This window comes from Geomonas sp. RF6, from assembly GCF_021044625.1.
Taxonomy (GTDB): Bacteria; Desulfobacterota; Desulfuromonadia; order Geobacterales; family Geobacteraceae; genus RF6.
This window is the reverse complement of record NZ_CP087999.1, coordinates 531,967-548,420: the sequence shown is the minus strand read 5'-3', so window position 1 is coordinate 548,420 and position 16,454 is coordinate 531,967. Positions and strand designations below refer to the sequence as shown.

Genomic DNA, 16,454 nt, shown 5'->3' with positions numbered 1-16,454 from the left:
CGCCGAAACTGCGGGTCCGTTCTCCCCTCGCGCCCTCACGCTGCACCGATACCACCCCGGAGCTATTCCAGCACCCCCACCTCGGGGACATAGACGATCCACTTCCCCCCGGAGGCACGGAAGGCCTCTTCCTTCTCCATGATCTCGCGGGCGTGGTTCCAGGCAAAGAGGAGGGCGTAGTCGGGATAGCTGGAGACGAACTCCTCATAGGGGCGCACCGGGATGTGAGCGCCGGGACTGAATTTCCCCTGCTTGATGGGCGTCGTATCGCTCACAAACTCCACCAGGTCGGGGGTGATGCCGCAGTAGTTGGTGATGGTGGTGCTCTTCGAGGTGGCGCCATATCCCACCACCCGTTTCCCCTGGGCCTTTAGTTCCCGCAGGAGGGAGATGAGGCGGTCGCGCGACTCCTCGCACTTTTTGCGGAACCTGTCGTACGTCTCCGGCAGGTGCAGCCCCATGGCGCGCTCCTTCTCGAGCTGGCGGGGGACGGCGGGGGAGACCGGTCGCATCCCCTTGCGGCAGAGCACGTAGCGCATGGAGCCGCCGTGGGTAACCTGCGGCTCCACGTCGATGACTTCGAAGCCGTAGCGGGCGAAGAGGTAGCTGACCGAGGCTGTGCAGAAGAGGAAGGTATGCTCGTCGTAGATCTGGTCGTAGGAGGTCTTCTCCACCACGTCCCCGAGGTAAGGGTCCTCGAAGATGACGACCCCGGAGGGCTTCAGGAGGAGGTCGATCCCCTCGACGATGGTGTGCAGGTACGGGATGTGGCACATGACGTTCGCGGCGAGGAAGGCGTCCGCCTGGCCGTTTTCTGCGACGATGCGGCGGGCAAGGTCGGCCCCGAAGAACTCGGTGACGGTGTTTATCCCCTTCTCCCGCGCGACCTGCGCCACGTTTCCGGAAGGCTCCACCCCGAGGTGCCTCATCCCGGCGGCGGCGAAGTTTTGCAGCATGATCCCGTCGTTGCTCCCCATTTCCACCACGAAGGGGTCCGGCTCCGCGAGGTAGCGCTCCATGACCCCCTCCGCAAACTCCCGGAAATGGACCGCCATGTAGCGTGAGGTGCCGGAGAAGAAGGCGTAGTTGTCGTGAAACATCCGCTCCCGGTCCGGCTGCTCGAGGAGCTGCACCATGCCGCAGACGGGGCAGAAGCCGACGCGCATGGAAAAGAAATACTCCTGTTCGTATTGTTCGGGGAGGAGAAAGCCGTTGCCGAGGGGCATCTTGCCAAAATCGATGAACGGGGAGATTTCAGTGCTGCAGATCAGGCATGATTCCATGTGTTTCCTTCGATACTGGGCGCTACCAGACCCGGGGATAGAGGAGGGACCTCGTCATCATGGTTCCGGTCCTGCGCAGGGGGGGGAAGAGGAAGCAGGAGCCATGCGCCACGAACCAGTAGGCGATCCCGGAGGCGGCGACGGCCCCCATCCCCCCGTAACGCGGGATGAGGATGAAGTTCAAAAGGATGTTCACTGCCGCACCGAGAAAGTCGGTGATGAAGTGGAGCCTTGTCCAGTTCATGGCGGTGAGATACTGACTGCGTGCCATCATGAGGTTGATGAAGATACCCCCCCAGGCAAGCCCCACGAGCATAAGGGCGGCCCCCTGGTAGGAGGCGCCGAAGAGGAGGGGGACCAGCCACCATGCCACCAGGGTGACGGGGATGGCGATGCCGTAGCCGAGGAGCGCCATCAGGTTGTAAAAGCGCTGCAGGCACTCCTGGAAAGCCGCTTCCCCCGCGGCGCGGGATTCCACGATGCGCGGGAACGCGGAAGTATAGACCGCGGTAGGGATAAAGTAAAGTCCTTCCGCCAGGAGCGCGGCGACGGAGTAAATGCCGAGCTCGGTGTTCCCCTTCAGCTCCCCGAGTATCAGCTTGTCCATGCGCAGGTACATAAGCATGGAGAGGTCGCTCAGAAGGAGTGGCCAGCTGTCGTGCAGCAGTTCGCGCACCATCGGCAGCGATGCCCGCCACGACGTCATGCGCCCGCCGCAGCACCGGTAGGCAGCAACGAGCGCCACTGAGCCGAGGACGATCTCCGCGGACGCCGCCCAGGCAAATGCGACCAGCGGCGCGCCGACAAGGATGAGGACGACCTTCGCGGCGGATACCGCGAGGAACGCGCCGCTTCGTGCCAGGGCAGGGTACTTCGAGCGCACCTCCGCCTGGAAGTGGAAGGAGACCGTGCCGAAGGCCTGGAAGAGGGTGCCGATGGAGATGATGGCGACGAGGGCGAGGGAAGCGGGGTCTCCCGGTCTCAGCACCAGTATGGAGGCGACGGTGGCGGCGAAGGCGCAGAGGGCGCCGACGGCTTTCAAGAGGAAGGTGCTGCCGAGGATCGTGTCGCTCTCTGCGGGGTTGCGGACGAGGTTGCGGACCGCGACTCCGTCCAGGCCGAGGAGCCCGATGGAGGAGACGAGAGAGACGAAGGCGGTGGCGTAACTCAGGACGCCGAAGCGTTCGGGGCCGAGATAACGGGTGACCCAGATATTGACGAGGAGTCCGACCCCCATGCGCAGCACGCTGTCGGAGATGTGCCACCCTGTGCTGCTGATCGCTTTCTTCAGATAGTGCCGCCCCTCCAGGTAGCTGCGCACCGATGCCGGCAGAAGACAGGCAAGGGACGCCTTCATCGGACTTCCCGCCAGGCGGCCGAGAACCCGCGGCTCTCCCCGGCGCTCTTCGCAAATCCCGAGCGGCTCCGTCGTTGCATCAGGGGGAACCGCCGGATGCTGCTCTGGCATTTGCGCGGTAGACGGCGTTTGCCGGGTCGAGGCGCAGCGCCTCGGCGAAGGAGGCGGCGGCGTTTGCCATGTCTCCCATCTCGCCGTAGGCGGTGCCGCGCTTGTTGTACAGCTCCGCGCTCAGCGGCTGCAGCTTCAGTGCTGCCTGGTAATGCTCTATCGCCTGGGGATACATCCCCTTGCCGCGATAGGCGTCCCCCAGGTTCTCCCGTGCAGGGGGGAACTTCGGGTCGATGGAGACGGCGGTGGAGAGCTCGGCAATCGCCCTGTCGTACGCTCCCGCGCGGCCGTACAGCATCCCCAGTATGTTGTGCGGCTCGACCTTGGCTGGGTTCAGCCTCGCAGAGAGCTCCGCCTCCCTGAGCGCCTCATCGAGCTCACCTTTCTTGAGAAGCGCCGCGGCGAGGTTTGCGTGCACCCTGGCCTTCTCCGGAGACTTCTCGGCGATGTCGCGCGTGAGGGTCACCTCGTCGCGCCACACCTGGTTTCTGGCGAAGGTGCTGCCGGCCAGAAGGAGAACGATGCAGCCGGCGGCCGCGGTCGCAACCCCCCTCGGCAGGCGCCGCGCCAGCAGTGCCCCGCCTGTTGCCAGCGCGAGGAAGGCGCCGACGCTTGGCAGGTAGAGGCGGTGCTCGAAGATGACGTCCTTGATGGGGATGACGCTCGACTCCACCGAGAGGGCGAGGAAGAACCAGATAGTCCCGAAGCTCACCACCAGGAGGGAGCTGTCGCCGCTGCGGCGTGCCCGGGCGATGAGCCAGAAAGCAGCACAAAGGATCGCGGCGAGGAGGAGGAAGGAGAGGGCGACCTGCGGCTCCAGGAAGGAGGTGAAGAGCGGGTAGTCGTAGTCGAGGTTCTGCCGGACCGGCAGGAAAAGAAGCCTGAGGTAGGTCGCGATGACCCGGAACTGGGTGAAAAGGTAATGATGGCGCGGGGTGCCGAGGTCCGCGCTGATCCGCTCCGTCCCGTCCAGAACTGCCGGGTCCACCGGCCCGAAGTGGACGAGCGAGAGGGGAATGATCGGCAGGGTGAGGGCGAAGGGGAGGAGCCAGCGGAGCCTCTCCCGCCGCGGCGGGCCGAAGAAGAGGATTTCGTACAGAACGATCGCGAAGGGGAGGGTGAAGGCTATCTCCTTCGTCTTCATGGCGAGGACCGCGGCAAGAAGGGACCCGAGGTAAAGCGGAGCGCGCCCGGCCGCCCCTTTCCTCTCCCTCAGCGATGCAACGACGTACAGGAGGAGGGAAAGAAGGTAAAAGAAGGTCGCCAGGGAGGCGAGGCGCTGAATGACGTAGGTGACCGCCTGGGTCTGAACCGGGTGCGCTACGAAGAGAAGGGCTGCAAAAAGGGAGACCGGCCCGGCGCGCTCGGAAAGGGAGGTGTCCGCCATCCGCGGGGTGCGGAAGGTGCTCTTCCCCAGGAAGTACACGAGGATGGCGCAGGCGAGGTGGATGACCAGGTTCACCACGTGGTAGCCGGCGACCTGGAGGCCGCCGGCCCAGTAATTGACGGCGATGGTGAGATATCCGAGAAAGCGGCGGGGGGAGTAGCCGTACCCCTCGCCGGAGAGGAAGGTCCACAGGTTCCTGATGACGTCATTGTGCACGATCGATGACTCGTCGTCGAAGACGAAGGGGACGTCGAAGGTCATGCAATAGGCGGCGACCCCCACCAGGAGGATCAAAGCGATGTGCAGTCGTCTGTTTTCGAGTAAAGCCATGCGCTCGTGGAACCAATCATAGGTGTAAAGGAGAAAAGGCTCACCCGAGAATTCCGGGGAAGCCGTAGTATGTTCCAATGAAGGGCCGCATGAGGCCTCGCGTCCCCCCTTTGCGAAGGCTCATCCGAGAATTCCGGGGAACCGGTATCTATCGGCCCTCCAGAAAGGAGGCCAGGCCATTTCGTTCCCCCCTTTGCGAAGGGGGGACAGGGGGGATTTGCCTTTGGCCTTGTCATCCCTGACCAGTTGAAGACGGTCATAAAGCAAGCTGCCGAGCAACTGCTGTGGCCTCATCTTCGCGCCCGGCAACGTCTTGATCTCCACATCACGACGAAAATGAGTGGCCCTCTGCTGATCTCTTTGCTGCCGAAGCACAGCGGGGATTGAGGTCGATAGGACCGCAGCACCTTCAGTTTCACAATGAACGGCTTACTGTTCGAAACGTTTCCGGCTCTACTGCCAACGAAAGCTAAATCCCCCCTGTCCCCCCTTCGCAAAGGGGGGAACGTTAGGGCTTCTGCAGTGCTTCGTGGCAATGTACCCACGCCCCCCCCCGGGAATTCCCAGAAGAACCAAGGAAAAGGTGCCGGCAGCGCTCCTACTGGGCGAGGCCCCGCGAAAACTGGATCTCCTCGAAGGTGCGCTTCATCTTTTTGCTCGGGAGGTTCCGCTTGATCTCGCCGGGGAGGAACTTCACCTCCTGCCCGACGGTGAGCTTCGTGGTCGGCACCGCGACCCAGAGTTTCTTTCCGTCCTTCTCCACCGCTACATAGCTGAAGCCGCCGACATCGGTCGTCTCGACGACCTTCCCGGAGACACCGACGAGGGCGAATTCCTCTTTGCCGGCCGCGTCATGCGGGGCAGCTGCAGGGGCGGATGCAGTCGTTGCCGCCGCGGCGTCGGCAAGCCCGTTGGAGAAGACGATGGTGTCGAAGGTGCGGTTGAGGAGGCGGCTGTTGAAGTCCTTGAGGACGTTCCCCGGGAGGAAGCTCACCGTCTGCCCCTTCTCTACCTTCGCCTCCGGAACGGCGACCCATTTTGTTCCCGCCGCGGTCTCCACCGAGCAGTAGGTGTAGCCGCCGCTGTTCATCGTCTCCACGACCTTGCCGCTTACCGCTTCCGTGAGCCCGGTGTCGGCGGCAAACGATTTGCCGTGCCCCGCAGCCATCGCTGCGGCTGCGCTCGTCTCACCTTTCAGCCCGTCGCTGAAGACGAGGGAGTCGAAGGTCCTGTTCAGCGCCTTGCTCTCAAACTTCTTCATCTCCATGCCGTTTCGCAGCTCGACCTGCTGCCCGACCTTCACCGTCGTCTTCGGAATCGCCGCCCACCTTGCCGTGCCGTTCGATTCGAGCTTCAGATAGGTGTACTGCCCCCCGTCCAGCACCTCGGAGACGGTCCCCGCCAGGGAAGGTGCCGCGGTGGAGGAGGAACCCGCGTTCCCCTGGGCAGCATCTTTGGCGACAGCCGATGCTGTGCCGGCGTTCTGGCAGGCGGTGGTGGCGATCGTTGCAGTAAAGAGGGCTGCTACAGTCAACTTGCGCATGATTCCTACTCCTTATGTGTGGTCTACCGCTTCAGTCGCGGTTCACGGTGTCCAGTGGGCGGAGGTGCGTGAACAGGCGGAAAAAGGGCCGCGAATGCAGCTGGTTAATATAGAGAAGATGATTGCAAAGTTCAAGCATATTCACTGTCGCGCGCCTTTCCTCTTCCCTTTCCTTGCGATACTCTCTACCGGGACGGTGACAAGGAGAAAATCATGCAAAATCAGATAATTCAATTGTATTCACTTTCAAAATGCATTATAAGACAGAGTCAATTGAAGCGCCTGTGCTGTCTCCTTCTCTGTCAGGTGCGTGATATGCAATGTCATCCCGGTTTCAGATCGGGAGGTATGGAGTAGATAGTGCGGAAGACTTCTTTGTTGTCGCTGGCCCTTTCCCTGTGCATCGCCGTTTTTGTCAGTAGCTGCGGTAATATCACCACCTCCACAGTAACCGCCTCCAACAGTGCAATCACGGCACCTTCCAACCTGAAGGTCGTGCAGGTCACCTCGACCTCCGCCATCCTCTCCTGGACCCCGTCGTCCGGTGACGTCTTTGCCTACAAGATTTTCCGCGACGGAGTGGAAGTCGGCAGCACCTCGCGACAGGGTACTGCCCCGGCGGCGACCGTCTTTGCCGATACCACCCTCACCCCTTCAACCTCCTACGAGTATCACGTCGCCGCCACCTCCAGCCTCGGCGTGGACACCGTGAAGTCGCTCCCGGTCACGGCGACGACCCTCTCGCTCGACGCGGGGGAGATCCCCCCTCCGACCGCGCTGAACGTGACCCAGACCACGTCGAGCTCCGTCACCATCACCTGGACGGCCGCAGCAGGAACCGCAGGTACCAGCCTGACTTACAAGGTGTACCGCAACAACCTGTACGTCGGGAGCGTTTCCGTGCCGGTCGGCTCGACAGCAAGCTTTACCGACACAAACCTCGCGCCGTCCACCACCTATGCATACAGCGTCTCCGTCGATACGGAGTCGGTGCAGTCCACACAGATAACCGCAACGACCCAAAGCCTTCCGTCGACCGCCCAGAATGCAGTCAGCACCGTGGCGGGAACCGCCGGAGGGAAGGGGTCGGCGGACGCCGTCGGCTCTCTGGCCGGATTCAACCTCTCCAGCGGCGTTGCCAGTGACGGTACCAGCCTGTACATAGCCGACACCGGGAACAACACTATCCGGAAGATCAGCCTTGCCACTAGGGAGGTTACCACCCTCGCAGGCGTCGCCGGGCAGACCGGGACCGCCGACGGGATCGGGAGCGCCGCTCGCTTCAACTCCCCGCGCGGCATCGCCTGCGACGGCAGAAACCTGTACGTCGCCGACAGCTCGAACAACACCATCCGCAGGGTGGTCATCAGCACCGGGGAGGTCGCCACCCTTGCCGGCGCCCCCGGGAGTCGCGGCTCAGCCGACGGCACCGGCTCGGCCGCCCGCTTCTACACCCCCCGGGGTGTCGCCACCGACGGCGTCAACCTCTACGTCACGGACACCAGCAACAACACCATCCGCAAGGTCGTCATCTCCACCGGAAAGGTCACCACCCTCGCCGGGTTCGCCGGGTCGCGGGGCTCCAGCGACGGCTTCGGCTCTGCCGCGAGCTTCTACGTTCCGTACGGCATCACCGTCAACGACGGGACGCTGTATGTGGCCGACACCGCCAACAACATGATCCGCAGGATCATCATCTCCAGCGGGGAAGTTTCGACACTTGCCGGTTCGCCGGTAGTGCACGGCTCGGGGGACGGTGTGGGGACCTCTGCAAGCTTCTACTACCCGGACGGCATGGCCAGCGACGGCACCTATGTCTACGTCGCGGACACCAACAACAACACCATCCGCAGGATCTCCATCGCCACCGCAGAGGTGAACACCATAGCGGGCTTCCCGGGGTCGCACGGCTCCACCGACGGCAACGGCACGGTCGCGCGCTTCTACGCCCCGCGTGGCCTCGTCTGGATCGGGGGCGCCCTCTACCTGGCCGACAGCAGCAACAACACCATCCGCAAGATCTCGCTGAACCTCCTCTAGCGGCCCGAAAAGCTTTATCCGCAGATTACGCAGATTAACGCAGATTTAAATCCCGATCACTCGATACGGGGATGCAGCGAGGCCCCGGATACCGCGGATTGTTTACTTTCTTGAGGTTCTAAAAAATCTGCGCAAATCTGCGTAATCTGCGGACAAAAAACGCCTTCCTAAGGCCGCTTTCGTGGAACATATAAAATGGAAATGTCAAGCAATATGCCTAGACAATTTCCGGCGGCTAAAGTTATAATGTCTGGCGCCGGTTAATAATGAGACCGGATTCACCTGGAGGGGCGCATGCGAAAGCTTTCTGCTTTACTTCTCATACTCATACTCGGACTCACCTTGGGCGGATGTGGCGTTGACTGGTTCCCGGCCGCTAATACGACCTCTTCAGGGGATGCTGCGGTAACGGCCTTCACCATCGCTGCGAAAAACGGTGTCGCGCCCGGCGCCACCGCCGTCTCCGACACCATCACCGTCGCCATGACTAGTACCACCACCGCCACCACCGCCGCGATCAGCGTTTCCGGCGCCACCGGCAGCGAGTACTCCACCGACAACGGCGCGACCTGGACCAGCACGGCAGGGACGGTCTCCAACGGCGCCTCCGTGAAGGTCCGCCATATCGCATCGACTACCCTCGGGCAGAGCGTCACCACCAAGCTCACCATCGGCTCGGTCAGCGCCGATTTTGTCAGCACCGTGTACACCGCGACAGTTTCATCCTTCGCCTTCACCAACATAAGCGGCGTGCAGCCTTCCACCACGCAGACCTCCAATCCCGTCACGGTCCAGCTTACCTCCGGCACGGCCGCAAACGTCAGCGTATCCGGCGACTCCAGCAGCGAGTACGCGGTTAACAGCCTGACCTCCTACAGCAAGGTCGCCGGATCGATGAAGAACAACGAGACGATCCTCGTGCGCAATACAGCCTCCGCAACTCTCGGGGCGACTGTGACCACCAACGTGACGGTCGGCGACAAGACTGTCGCCTTTACCACCAAGACCGCCAACGTGAAGAAGTTCGCAGTTTCGGCAACGGGGTTGGCCAACGCGGATGTCTTCACCCCCGCCACGGTCACCTTGAAGCCCGGCACCTACATGGTGTACGTCAAGGACGGCTCCGGCTACTTCTCCTTCGACGGCACCACCAGCTTTTTCCCGGGTGAGGATCCGGTTCCCTGGACCTTCACGAGCGCCGAGACGGAGATTCTTCTCGACGACATAGCGCCCTCCACCGGAAGTTCCGTGACGACGATTGTCATTGACGGGGTGGAGTCGACCTACACGGTAACGCCGCAGTAGATACGGACCAGGAGGGAAGCCAGCGGACCGCAGCCGCTTCCTCTCGGCAGCAGAGCAGGCAGCACGAGGCACGTTCGAAGTCATGCACATACTAGTCATCGAAGACGAGAAAAAGACGGCGGCGTTCATAACCCGCGGTCTCACCGAAGAGACCTTCACCGTCGACTCCGTGGAGAATGGGCGCGACGGGTTCAACCTCGCCATGAACCGCGAGTACGACCTCGTCATTCTCGACATCATGCTCCCGGGGATTGACGGCTGGGAAGTGCTGAAGAGGCTGCGCGACCAAGGTAACGAAACTCCCATTCTCATCCTCACCGCACTGGACGCCGTTGAAGACAGGGTGAAGGGGCTGAAGATGGGGGCGGACGACTACCTCACCAAGCCTTTCGCCTTCTCCGAGCTTCTCGCCAGGATCCACACGGTGCTGCGGCGCGGCCCGGTGCGCACCTCCGACGTGCTGCGGGTGGCCGACCTGGAGATTGATTTTCCCGCCCACCGCATCACGCGAGGGGGGAAGCGCGTCGACCTCACCCCGAAGGAATTTGCTCTCCTCTCTCTCCTCGCGCGGCGCTCCGGCGAGGTCCTTTCCCGCACCCGCATCGCCGAGCGCATCTGGGACATCGACTTCGAAAGCGACACCAACGTGGTGGACGTGCACATGCGCCGGCTGCGCATCAAGGTCGACGACCCGTTCGACAAGAAGCTGATCCACACCGTGCGTGGCGTAGGCTATGTCCTTGAAGAGCGCTGAAAAGGACCAGCCGCGCCCGTGGTCCCTGACCCTGTGGCTTACGCTGTTCAATACCGCCTTCTCCTTCGGTATACTCACCCTCATTTCGGTCCTTTTGTACCAGGGGCTCGCCTTTCAGCTGCGCCAGCAGAACTCCCTCTATCTTCACGACCTTGTGGACACCATCCGCCGCGAACTCGTGGAACTGGGGAGCGAGGTCCCGACACTTAAGGACGAAGTGGTAAAGGAGCACTCGGGGGCGGAGTACGTGAAGCATTACGTCCGCCTCTTCGACATGGACGGCCGCCTCCTGGTGGAGAGTCCCCGCATGGAGGAGATCCTCCCCCGCAACCTCTACCCCCTCCCGGTCCGGGACGGCAGGAGCCCCGACCACAAGCATCGCACCCGCGACGGCAGGCTCCTGGTCAGCACAATGGCCTGGATGCCGCTCGGCAAGAACGTTGGGGAGCAGGGGGTCCTCCAGGCGGCGCTCGATGTGAGCAACGTGGAGCAGATCCTCGTGGAATACCGCCGCAAGATCATGCTCGCTCTGGCACACGGGTTCGTGCTCTGTGCGGGAGGGAGCCTCCTCATTGCGCGGCGGGGCACCCGGCCTATCCGTGAAATCACCACGATGGTGCGGGGGATTACCGTCGCCGGTCTCGAAGAGCACCTGCACGGCGATAACTGGCCCCGCGAGCTCCAGCAACTCGCCGAGGCGCTGAACCTGATGATGGATCGCCTGCACGATTCCTTCACCCGCCTGTACAACAGCGCCACCAATCTCACCCACAAGATGCGCACCCCCCTTACCATTCTCCGCGGCGAGGCGGAGGTAGCGCTTTCACGTGCCCGCACCGTCGAGGAACTGCAGGAGGTGATCATCTCTTCCCTGGAGGAGAACGCCCGCCTCAGCCGCCTTGGGGACAATATCTTCTTTCTCGCAAATGCCGATATGAGGAAGTTCTCCGTGTCGCGGAGCGTCGTGCAGGTGCGGGAGGAGATGGAGAAGATTCTCGATTACTATTCGCCGCTGGCAGAGGAGAAGGAGGTTTCGATCGTTTGCAACGGGGATGCGACCTTCATGGTCGATCCCTCACTTCTGCGCAAGGCCGCCGCTGCGGTGACATCGAACGCAGTGACGTACAACAAGCCGGGAGGAAAGGTGGAGATCACCATCGTGCAGCGCGAGCCGCTCGGGGGGGAGATTTCCTTCAGCGATACGGGGTGCGGTATCGCCCTCGGCGAAATGCAGAAGATCTTCGACCGCTTCTACCGGATCTACGGGACGCGGCACATGGACCCGCACGGCACCGGCCTGGGGCTTCCGATTGCGAAGGCGATCATGGATCTGCACGACGGGAGTATCTCGCTGGAGAGCGGGCCTGATCTCGGGACGACCGTCACACTCACTTTCCCGCCCCCACCGCAGGGCGCGGCCTAGGCGCCCGCCTCCTTAATGTCCGAGACCTAACCCCATCCCCACCCTGACCCTCCCCTTGAAAGGGAGGGGACGCTGCGATCACCGGTGACGCCATACGGATCGACACCATACTTCTCAAAGCTGTACCTTCCTTTTTATCTACAATCCCATGCAGCGCCGCGACTCTCTTTGTCTCCATTTTACTAGCCGCGCACCCACCGTTTCTTACTCTTTTTCTTTTCTGACAAAACCGTAATCTGCTTGTAATACTATCGGTATTCTGTATGTAATCTTATCGGCTCTGTTATTCCGCCTATCAAAGCCATACTTCGGAAAATCACCGCTGACTCTTCCGCTCGCATTCTCTTCTCGTTCTTGTTTTAGCTCCCATTTCTTTCCGTGAGTATCCATTTGCTTCCCACCTCACATTTCTTTTTTCTTTGCACTACGCGCACTTGAACCTGCTGATACTGTCACTCGCCTCCTGAAATCTCTCTTTTTCCAGAGTGTGGCATTGCCGTTGCTATATAGATAAACGTAAAGCGCGACACGCTCTGTGGAACCTGACCACCAATATCATGTGATGCGGACCTTAGGAGGGACGCGGAAAGGAGCGACGAGGTAGCGTCAACAGGTGACGCTCTAAGTATGCAGTAGCAGTCCAGGCTGTAGTCATTCAACCCAAAAGGAGAGTAAGTAATGAACAAGAAAACCGTGTTGTCCGCATTAAGCATTGTTGCACTTGCTGGGACCGTGGCCTTTGCAGGCACCGCCCCGAGGTCCGGTATCCCCGGCTCCATCCACGACATGACCCAGTACGGCGCTCTCGGTGGCAGCGATCCCGAGGCACAGCAGGGCCGTGTGTGTGCATACTGCCACACCCCGCACCACGCTATCACCGAAGGTAACGACTACCTCCCGCTCTGGTCCCACACCGTGACCACCCAGACCTTCACCCCGTACGCTTCCGCAACCATCGACGCCAACATCGACCCGACCACCATGATGGAAGGTCCGTCCAAGCTCTGCATGAGCTGCCACGACGGTTCCGTTGCTGTTGATACCCACTACGCTTTCAACGGCGGCAAGAAGCTTCAGCAGGACGACAACCTCTTCTCCACTCCGGCAGTCGGCCAGAACGGCAACCTCTCCAACGACCACCCGATCGGCTTCATCTATGACGACGCTGACGGCGGCGTTGCCAAAGGCCCCGCAACCGGCGACCCGACTCTCGGCTCCCACACCGACGGCAAGGACGAGTGGATCCGCACCAAGAGCGCCAAGTACGCAGGCAGCAACCTCACCATCGCGGACCGTCTCTGGGTTTCCGCAAGCCAGGGTGGCAAGCCGATCATGACCTGCGCTACCTGCCACGACGTGCACAACAAGAAAAACCAGGATGCAGTGGGCGCAACGAACTACCTGCTCCTCGCTTCCAACACCGGTTCCGCTCTCTGCCTCTCCTGCCACATCAAGTAAGCCGGTCCGGCTCGATGTGAGAAAGTAGCGGATCTTGAATCGACTTAAACTTTACAAAGGAGAATTCTTCATGTTGAGAAAAGCAGGGTTTGCATTCGCCCTCATGCTCTCACTACCCACCTTCGCCAGTGCATGGACTGTGACGGCAAAGATCGGCAGCGGGGCAGGGACAATCACCAGAACAAGCGACAATGCCTCTGTCGCAAAGGCAGCGACGGAAGCTGCCAAGACTGCATACTTCAAGGTAGCCGACGACGTCTACGACGTTAACGGCAACCTCGTTTCCAATGCAGTTGCTTCCCAGACCCTCACCGTTGCGCCGACACCGGGCTCTTATGTGGTGTCCTCCGTTGTCATCGACGGCGTCAACAAAGGTAACGCAGCCGGCGACTACACCATCAACAACAACGGCAAGAACCACACGATGGTGGTGTACTACACCGCTGCGACCACCAGCATCTCCGTGAAGCAGCCGGTTGCAGGGGGCGGCAGCGTCTACGTTCAGCGCATGGCTAACGGCGTTCCCTACGGCCCCTTCAGCCGCACCGGGCTTAGCAGCATCAAGCCGGGCTCTACCATCCGCGTTTTCGCTGCTCCCAACGCGGACTACACTGTCAGCACCATCGCCGGCGCCAGCAAGACCGGTCTGGCAGGGCAGATTAAGTTTGCCGATGTTGTCGCTACAGGTCAGGAAGTGACTGCCAGCTTCGCACTGGTTGACGCAGTCCAGGCTCGCGTACTTGCCAGCACCGTGGCAACCGCCGTCGGGTCCGAAGTTACCCTCGACTTCTCCAAGACCACCGCAAACGGCTCCAGCGTCACCTACACCCTCGACCCCCTCGCGAACGTGACCTTCCGCCAGTACTCCGGCAACAAGGCGAAGTTCAAGGCCACCGCTGCAGGTTCCTACGTGGTGAAAGTGACCGCCTCCAACGGAACTGCATCCTCCACCGTCCAGACCCCGGCAATCACCGTGTACGCCCCGGGCGTCTACGGCTCCAGCGTGTGCGTTTCCTGCCACAACAACAGGAACAATGCACTGGTGGAAGAGTACAAGGTTTCCGGCCACGCCAACAACAGCCACGGCCCGCTCTGCTCTTCCTGCCACGTTCCGGGCACCACCATGCACGTCAACACCCTCCCGGAAGCGGGCAAGGCTTGCCTTGGCTGCCACAACGGCAACTACTCCAAGCAGTTTGACGGCGTAACCCACTTCTCCAACATCTCCACCGCGACCTTCAAGAACATCTCCGCCGCCTACGTCGGCCCGAAAGGTCAGGGCGTGAACGCCTGCAACAACTGCCACTTCAACCTTGATCCGCACGGCATCGGCGCAGCAAACGTCGAGACCTTCACCACCAACAGCGACATCCTCTCCGCTTGGGCCGAGTCCGACCACGGCAAGAGAAACGGTCTGGCATGGACTCCGACCGTTGGCGCAAAAGGGCACGACTGGAGAGGTTCCGGGGTTGCCGGCGACTTCCAGAAAAACATCCCGAGCACCGACTGCGTACGTTGCCACACCGCAGCAGGCTTCGCACAGTTCTTCGGCTCCAACTTCAGCAACGCCAACAGGGTTGACGGCACGGACAGCGCCCTCTTCAACTCCCCGCTGACCTGCGCAGGGTGCCACACCACCGACCCGACCGCAGTCAACGGCAGCACCACCGGCATCCGCCGCACCGCAGCAATCACCCCGGTTGTTTTCGCCAACCAGACCAGCTACAGCAGAAGCGTCGGCGTCCAGACCTTCTACAACATCAGCACCGTCGACAAGGTCACCAGCAAGACCGTGAAGGCACGCATCACCGCTAAGTTCCCGGATGTGGGCGACTCCAACCTCTGCGTTTCCTGCCACTCCGCACGCCTCTCCGGTTCCGCACTGGTAACCGCTCAGGCAAACGGCCTCAGCATGAACAACAGCAGCTTCCAGAACTCCCACTACATGGCAGCAGCAGGCGTCATGTACGTCAAAGCCGGCTTCACCGCCTTCACCTCGGCAAGCGCAGCATTCGGCACCAGCACCTACGGCAAGTCCCTGACTGCCGACAACGCATCCACCCCGGACGGCATCGCCGGCGGCGTGACCTCCACGCACCGCAAGCTCGGCACCATGTCCATCGTGAATGACCACGGCATCACCGCTACCTCCCCGCTCACCGCGGGCGGTCCCTGCGTAGCCTGCCACATGGGCTACAACCGCAACGCAGCCAAAGGGCACAGCCTCCTCATCGGCGAAGACGCAAACGGCGACGCATACAAGACCGTGTGCATCAACTGCCACACCTCCGAAGGCAGCCACAACGGTCCGGTGGCAATCGCTGCCGACGGTAGCAACTTCGCAGCCGCCTTCCTCGACCCGAACAAAGAGGCATTCATCGACAGCCTTGATCTTGCCAAGTACTTCCTGCTGAAGAACTACAAGATCTCCTACAACCCCGACGCGTACCCGTACTTCTACGACGAGAACCTGCCGAAGAAGAACGGCGCAATGCAGGCTGTGACCGACTGGACCCGCGGTGGCGCACTCGACGCACCGGCAGCACTGAAGCTGGAAGGCGCAGCATTCAACCTCAACCTGCTGAGCCGCGAGCCCGCAGCGTACGTTCATGCTCGCTCCTACACCCGCCGCCTGGTGTACGACAGCATCGACTTCCTTGACGATGGTGTGATCAACAGCTCGGTCGTGACCAACGCCAAGACTGCAACCTCCGCCACCGGCTCCGTCAGCGGCACCGTGGTCGACGTCACCGGCAAGTTCACCGCCGACACCGCAGCATACACCCTGGACAACGGCACCAAGTCCACCCTCGGCACCATCATGACCAACACCTCCGAGGGTATGCTCTTCATCAACGCCTGGGATCGCACCACCGGCAAGTGGAACACCTCCCTTGGGAAGCCGGAGCGTCCGTAGTCACAAGCATGCTGCAATGAATGTATGAAATGCAGGACCTGCCCCGCCTCGAAAGAGGCGGGGTTTTTTTCAAGGAAGTTCGGCTGCAGTCGATAAGGGTGCGGGAGAGGAGCTCAAAATGAGAAAAGCAGTCGCAGGATGTCTTCTGGTTCTGGCCACCGTGCAGGTGGCACATGCGGGGCACGGCACCATCGAGGAAACGGACACCGCCATTGTGGTTGAATACTACGGTGACGCCAGCGACAACGCCCCGATCCTGAAGGGGAGGGACCTTACCGCGAGCGCCCTCGCCCCGGCCCCGGGCGTCGTCTCCGCAGCGACGCCGAGCGAGGAGAGGCGCAGCGAGGTCGTGTCGGGACAATCCGACGAGGAGGCGCGGCGTGCCGCCAGGCGCCAGGAAAGGTTGGAGCGCGCCCGGCGCAGGACCCAGGCGAGTTCAAACGCCGAGTAGTTCCGCGAGTAGCTCCGAGTAAATCCGAATAGTTCCGAATAGCTCCCTCTTACGTCCCCCCCTTTGCGAAGGGGGGACAGGGGGGATTTGCCTTG

At 61.6% G+C, this 16,454-nt stretch carries 12 protein-coding genes; 7 read left to right on the top strand and 5 right to left on the bottom strand.

Annotated features, from left to right (window positions below):
- Positions 1–62 precede the first annotated feature (62 nt).
- The 4 genes from LPW11_RS02360 to LPW11_RS02345 all read right to left on the bottom strand — a co-directional run bounded on the left by LPW11_RS02360 (position 63) and on the right by LPW11_RS02345 (position 6,011).
- The gene (locus tag LPW11_RS02360) at positions 63–1,283 is read right to left on the bottom strand and encodes a class I SAM-dependent methyltransferase (protein ID WP_230996523.1); all 1,221 of its coding nucleotides are present in this window, start codon (positions 1,281–1,283) and stop codon (positions 63–65) included.
- Positions 1,284–1,305: 22 nt separating this feature from the next.
- Complete coding sequence (locus LPW11_RS02355) at positions 1,306–2,640, bottom strand: flippase (protein WP_230996522.1); 1,335 nt, start codon at positions 2,638–2,640, stop codon at positions 1,306–1,308.
- Positions 2,641–2,719: 79 nt separating this feature from the next.
- Positions 2,720–4,468 (bottom strand): tetratricopeptide repeat protein, encoded by a 1,749-nt coding sequence (locus LPW11_RS02350; protein ID WP_230996521.1) that lies wholly within the window; start codon positions 4,466–4,468, stop codon positions 2,720–2,722.
- A 598-nt stretch (positions 4,469–5,066) separates the two neighbouring features.
- Positions 5,067–6,011: a hypothetical protein gene (locus LPW11_RS02345; RefSeq protein WP_230996520.1), complete on the bottom strand. Its 945-nt coding sequence runs from the start codon at positions 6,009–6,011 to the stop codon at positions 5,067–5,069.
- A gap of 360 nt (positions 6,012–6,371) precedes the next feature.
- Between LPW11_RS02345 and LPW11_RS02340 the strand changes: the two genes are divergently transcribed.
- The 4 genes from LPW11_RS02340 (at position 6,372) to LPW11_RS02325 (ending at position 11,533) form a co-directional block, all read left to right on the top strand.
- On the top strand, positions 6,372–8,051 hold the full coding sequence (locus LPW11_RS02340) for a fibronectin type III domain-containing protein (protein ID WP_230996519.1): 1,680 nt from the start codon (positions 6,372–6,374) through the stop codon (positions 8,049–8,051).
- Positions 8,052–8,345: 294 nt separating this feature from the next.
- A complete protein-coding gene (locus LPW11_RS02335; protein WP_230996518.1) occupies positions 8,346–9,356 on the top strand; it encodes a hypothetical protein in 1,011 nt (336 codons plus the stop codon).
- An 82-nt stretch (positions 9,357–9,438) separates the two neighbouring features.
- Positions 9,439–10,110 carry a heavy metal response regulator transcription factor gene (locus LPW11_RS02330; RefSeq protein ID WP_230996517.1) on the top strand — a complete coding sequence of 224 codons (672 nt, stop codon included), beginning with the start codon at positions 9,439–9,441 and terminating at the stop codon, positions 10,108–10,110.
- Positions 10,091–11,533 carry a heavy metal sensor histidine kinase gene (locus LPW11_RS02325; RefSeq protein ID WP_230996516.1) on the top strand — a complete coding sequence of 481 codons (1,443 nt, stop codon included), beginning with the start codon at positions 10,091–10,093 and terminating at the stop codon, positions 11,531–11,533. Before LPW11_RS02330 ends, LPW11_RS02325 begins: the two co-directional genes overlap by 20 nt.
- A 204-nt stretch (positions 11,534–11,737) precedes the next feature.
- On the opposite strand, the gene LPW11_RS02320 is transcribed toward LPW11_RS02325, so the two are convergent.
- On the bottom strand, positions 11,738–11,923 hold the full coding sequence (locus LPW11_RS02320) for a hypothetical protein (RefSeq protein WP_230996515.1): 186 nt from the start codon (positions 11,921–11,923) through the stop codon (positions 11,738–11,740).
- 288 nt (positions 11,924–12,211) lie between these two features.
- Between LPW11_RS02320 and LPW11_RS02315 the strand changes: the two genes are divergently transcribed.
- From LPW11_RS02315 to LPW11_RS02305, 3 genes are all read left to right on the top strand, one after another.
- Entirely contained in the window at positions 12,212–12,991 is a 780-nt protein-coding gene (locus tag LPW11_RS02315) for a cytochrome c3 family protein (protein WP_230996514.1), read from the top strand.
- Between the two features lie 70 nt (positions 12,992–13,061).
- Positions 13,062–15,908 carry a NapC/NirT family cytochrome c gene (locus LPW11_RS02310; protein WP_230996513.1) on the top strand — a complete coding sequence of 949 codons (2,847 nt, stop codon included), beginning with the start codon at positions 13,062–13,064 and terminating at the stop codon, positions 15,906–15,908.
- Between the two features lie 118 nt (positions 15,909–16,026).
- Positions 16,027–16,359 carry a hypothetical protein gene (locus tag LPW11_RS02305; RefSeq protein WP_230996512.1) on the top strand — a complete coding sequence of 111 codons (333 nt, stop codon included), beginning with the start codon at positions 16,027–16,029 and terminating at the stop codon, positions 16,357–16,359.
- Positions 16,360–16,454 lie beyond the last annotated feature (95 nt).

Excerpts from the sequence above, each read along its gene's own strand:
- LPW11_RS02360 (WP_230996523.1), bottom strand. The coding sequence starts at position 1,283 with ATGGAATCATGCCTGATCTGCAGCACTGAAATCTCCCCGTTCATCGAT.
- LPW11_RS02355 (WP_230996522.1), bottom strand. The coding sequence starts at position 2,640 with ATGAAGGCGTCCCTTGCCTGTCTTCTGCCGGCATCGGTGCGCAGCTAC.
- LPW11_RS02350 (WP_230996521.1), bottom strand. The coding sequence starts at position 4,468 with ATGGCTTTACTCGAAAACAGACGACTGCACATCGCTTTGATCCTCCTG.
- LPW11_RS02345 (WP_230996520.1), bottom strand. The coding sequence starts at position 6,011 with ATGCGCAAGTTGACTGTAGCAGCCCTCTTTACTGCAACGATCGCCACC.
- LPW11_RS02335 (WP_230996518.1), top strand. The coding sequence starts at position 8,346 with ATGCGAAAGCTTTCTGCTTTACTTCTCATACTCATACTCGGACTCACC.
- LPW11_RS02330 (WP_230996517.1), top strand. The coding sequence starts at position 9,439 with ATGCACATACTAGTCATCGAAGACGAGAAAAAGACGGCGGCGTTCATA.
- LPW11_RS02325 (WP_230996516.1), top strand. The coding sequence starts at position 10,091 with ATGTCCTTGAAGAGCGCTGAAAAGGACCAGCCGCGCCCGTGGTCCCTG.
- LPW11_RS02320 (WP_230996515.1), bottom strand. The coding sequence starts at position 11,923 with ATGGATACTCACGGAAAGAAATGGGAGCTAAAACAAGAACGAGAAGAG.
- LPW11_RS02315 (WP_230996514.1), top strand. The coding sequence starts at position 12,212 with ATGAACAAGAAAACCGTGTTGTCCGCATTAAGCATTGTTGCACTTGCT.
- LPW11_RS02310 (WP_230996513.1), top strand. The coding sequence starts at position 13,062 with ATGTTGAGAAAAGCAGGGTTTGCATTCGCCCTCATGCTCTCACTACCC.
- LPW11_RS02305 (WP_230996512.1), top strand. The coding sequence starts at position 16,027 with ATGAGAAAAGCAGTCGCAGGATGTCTTCTGGTTCTGGCCACCGTGCAG.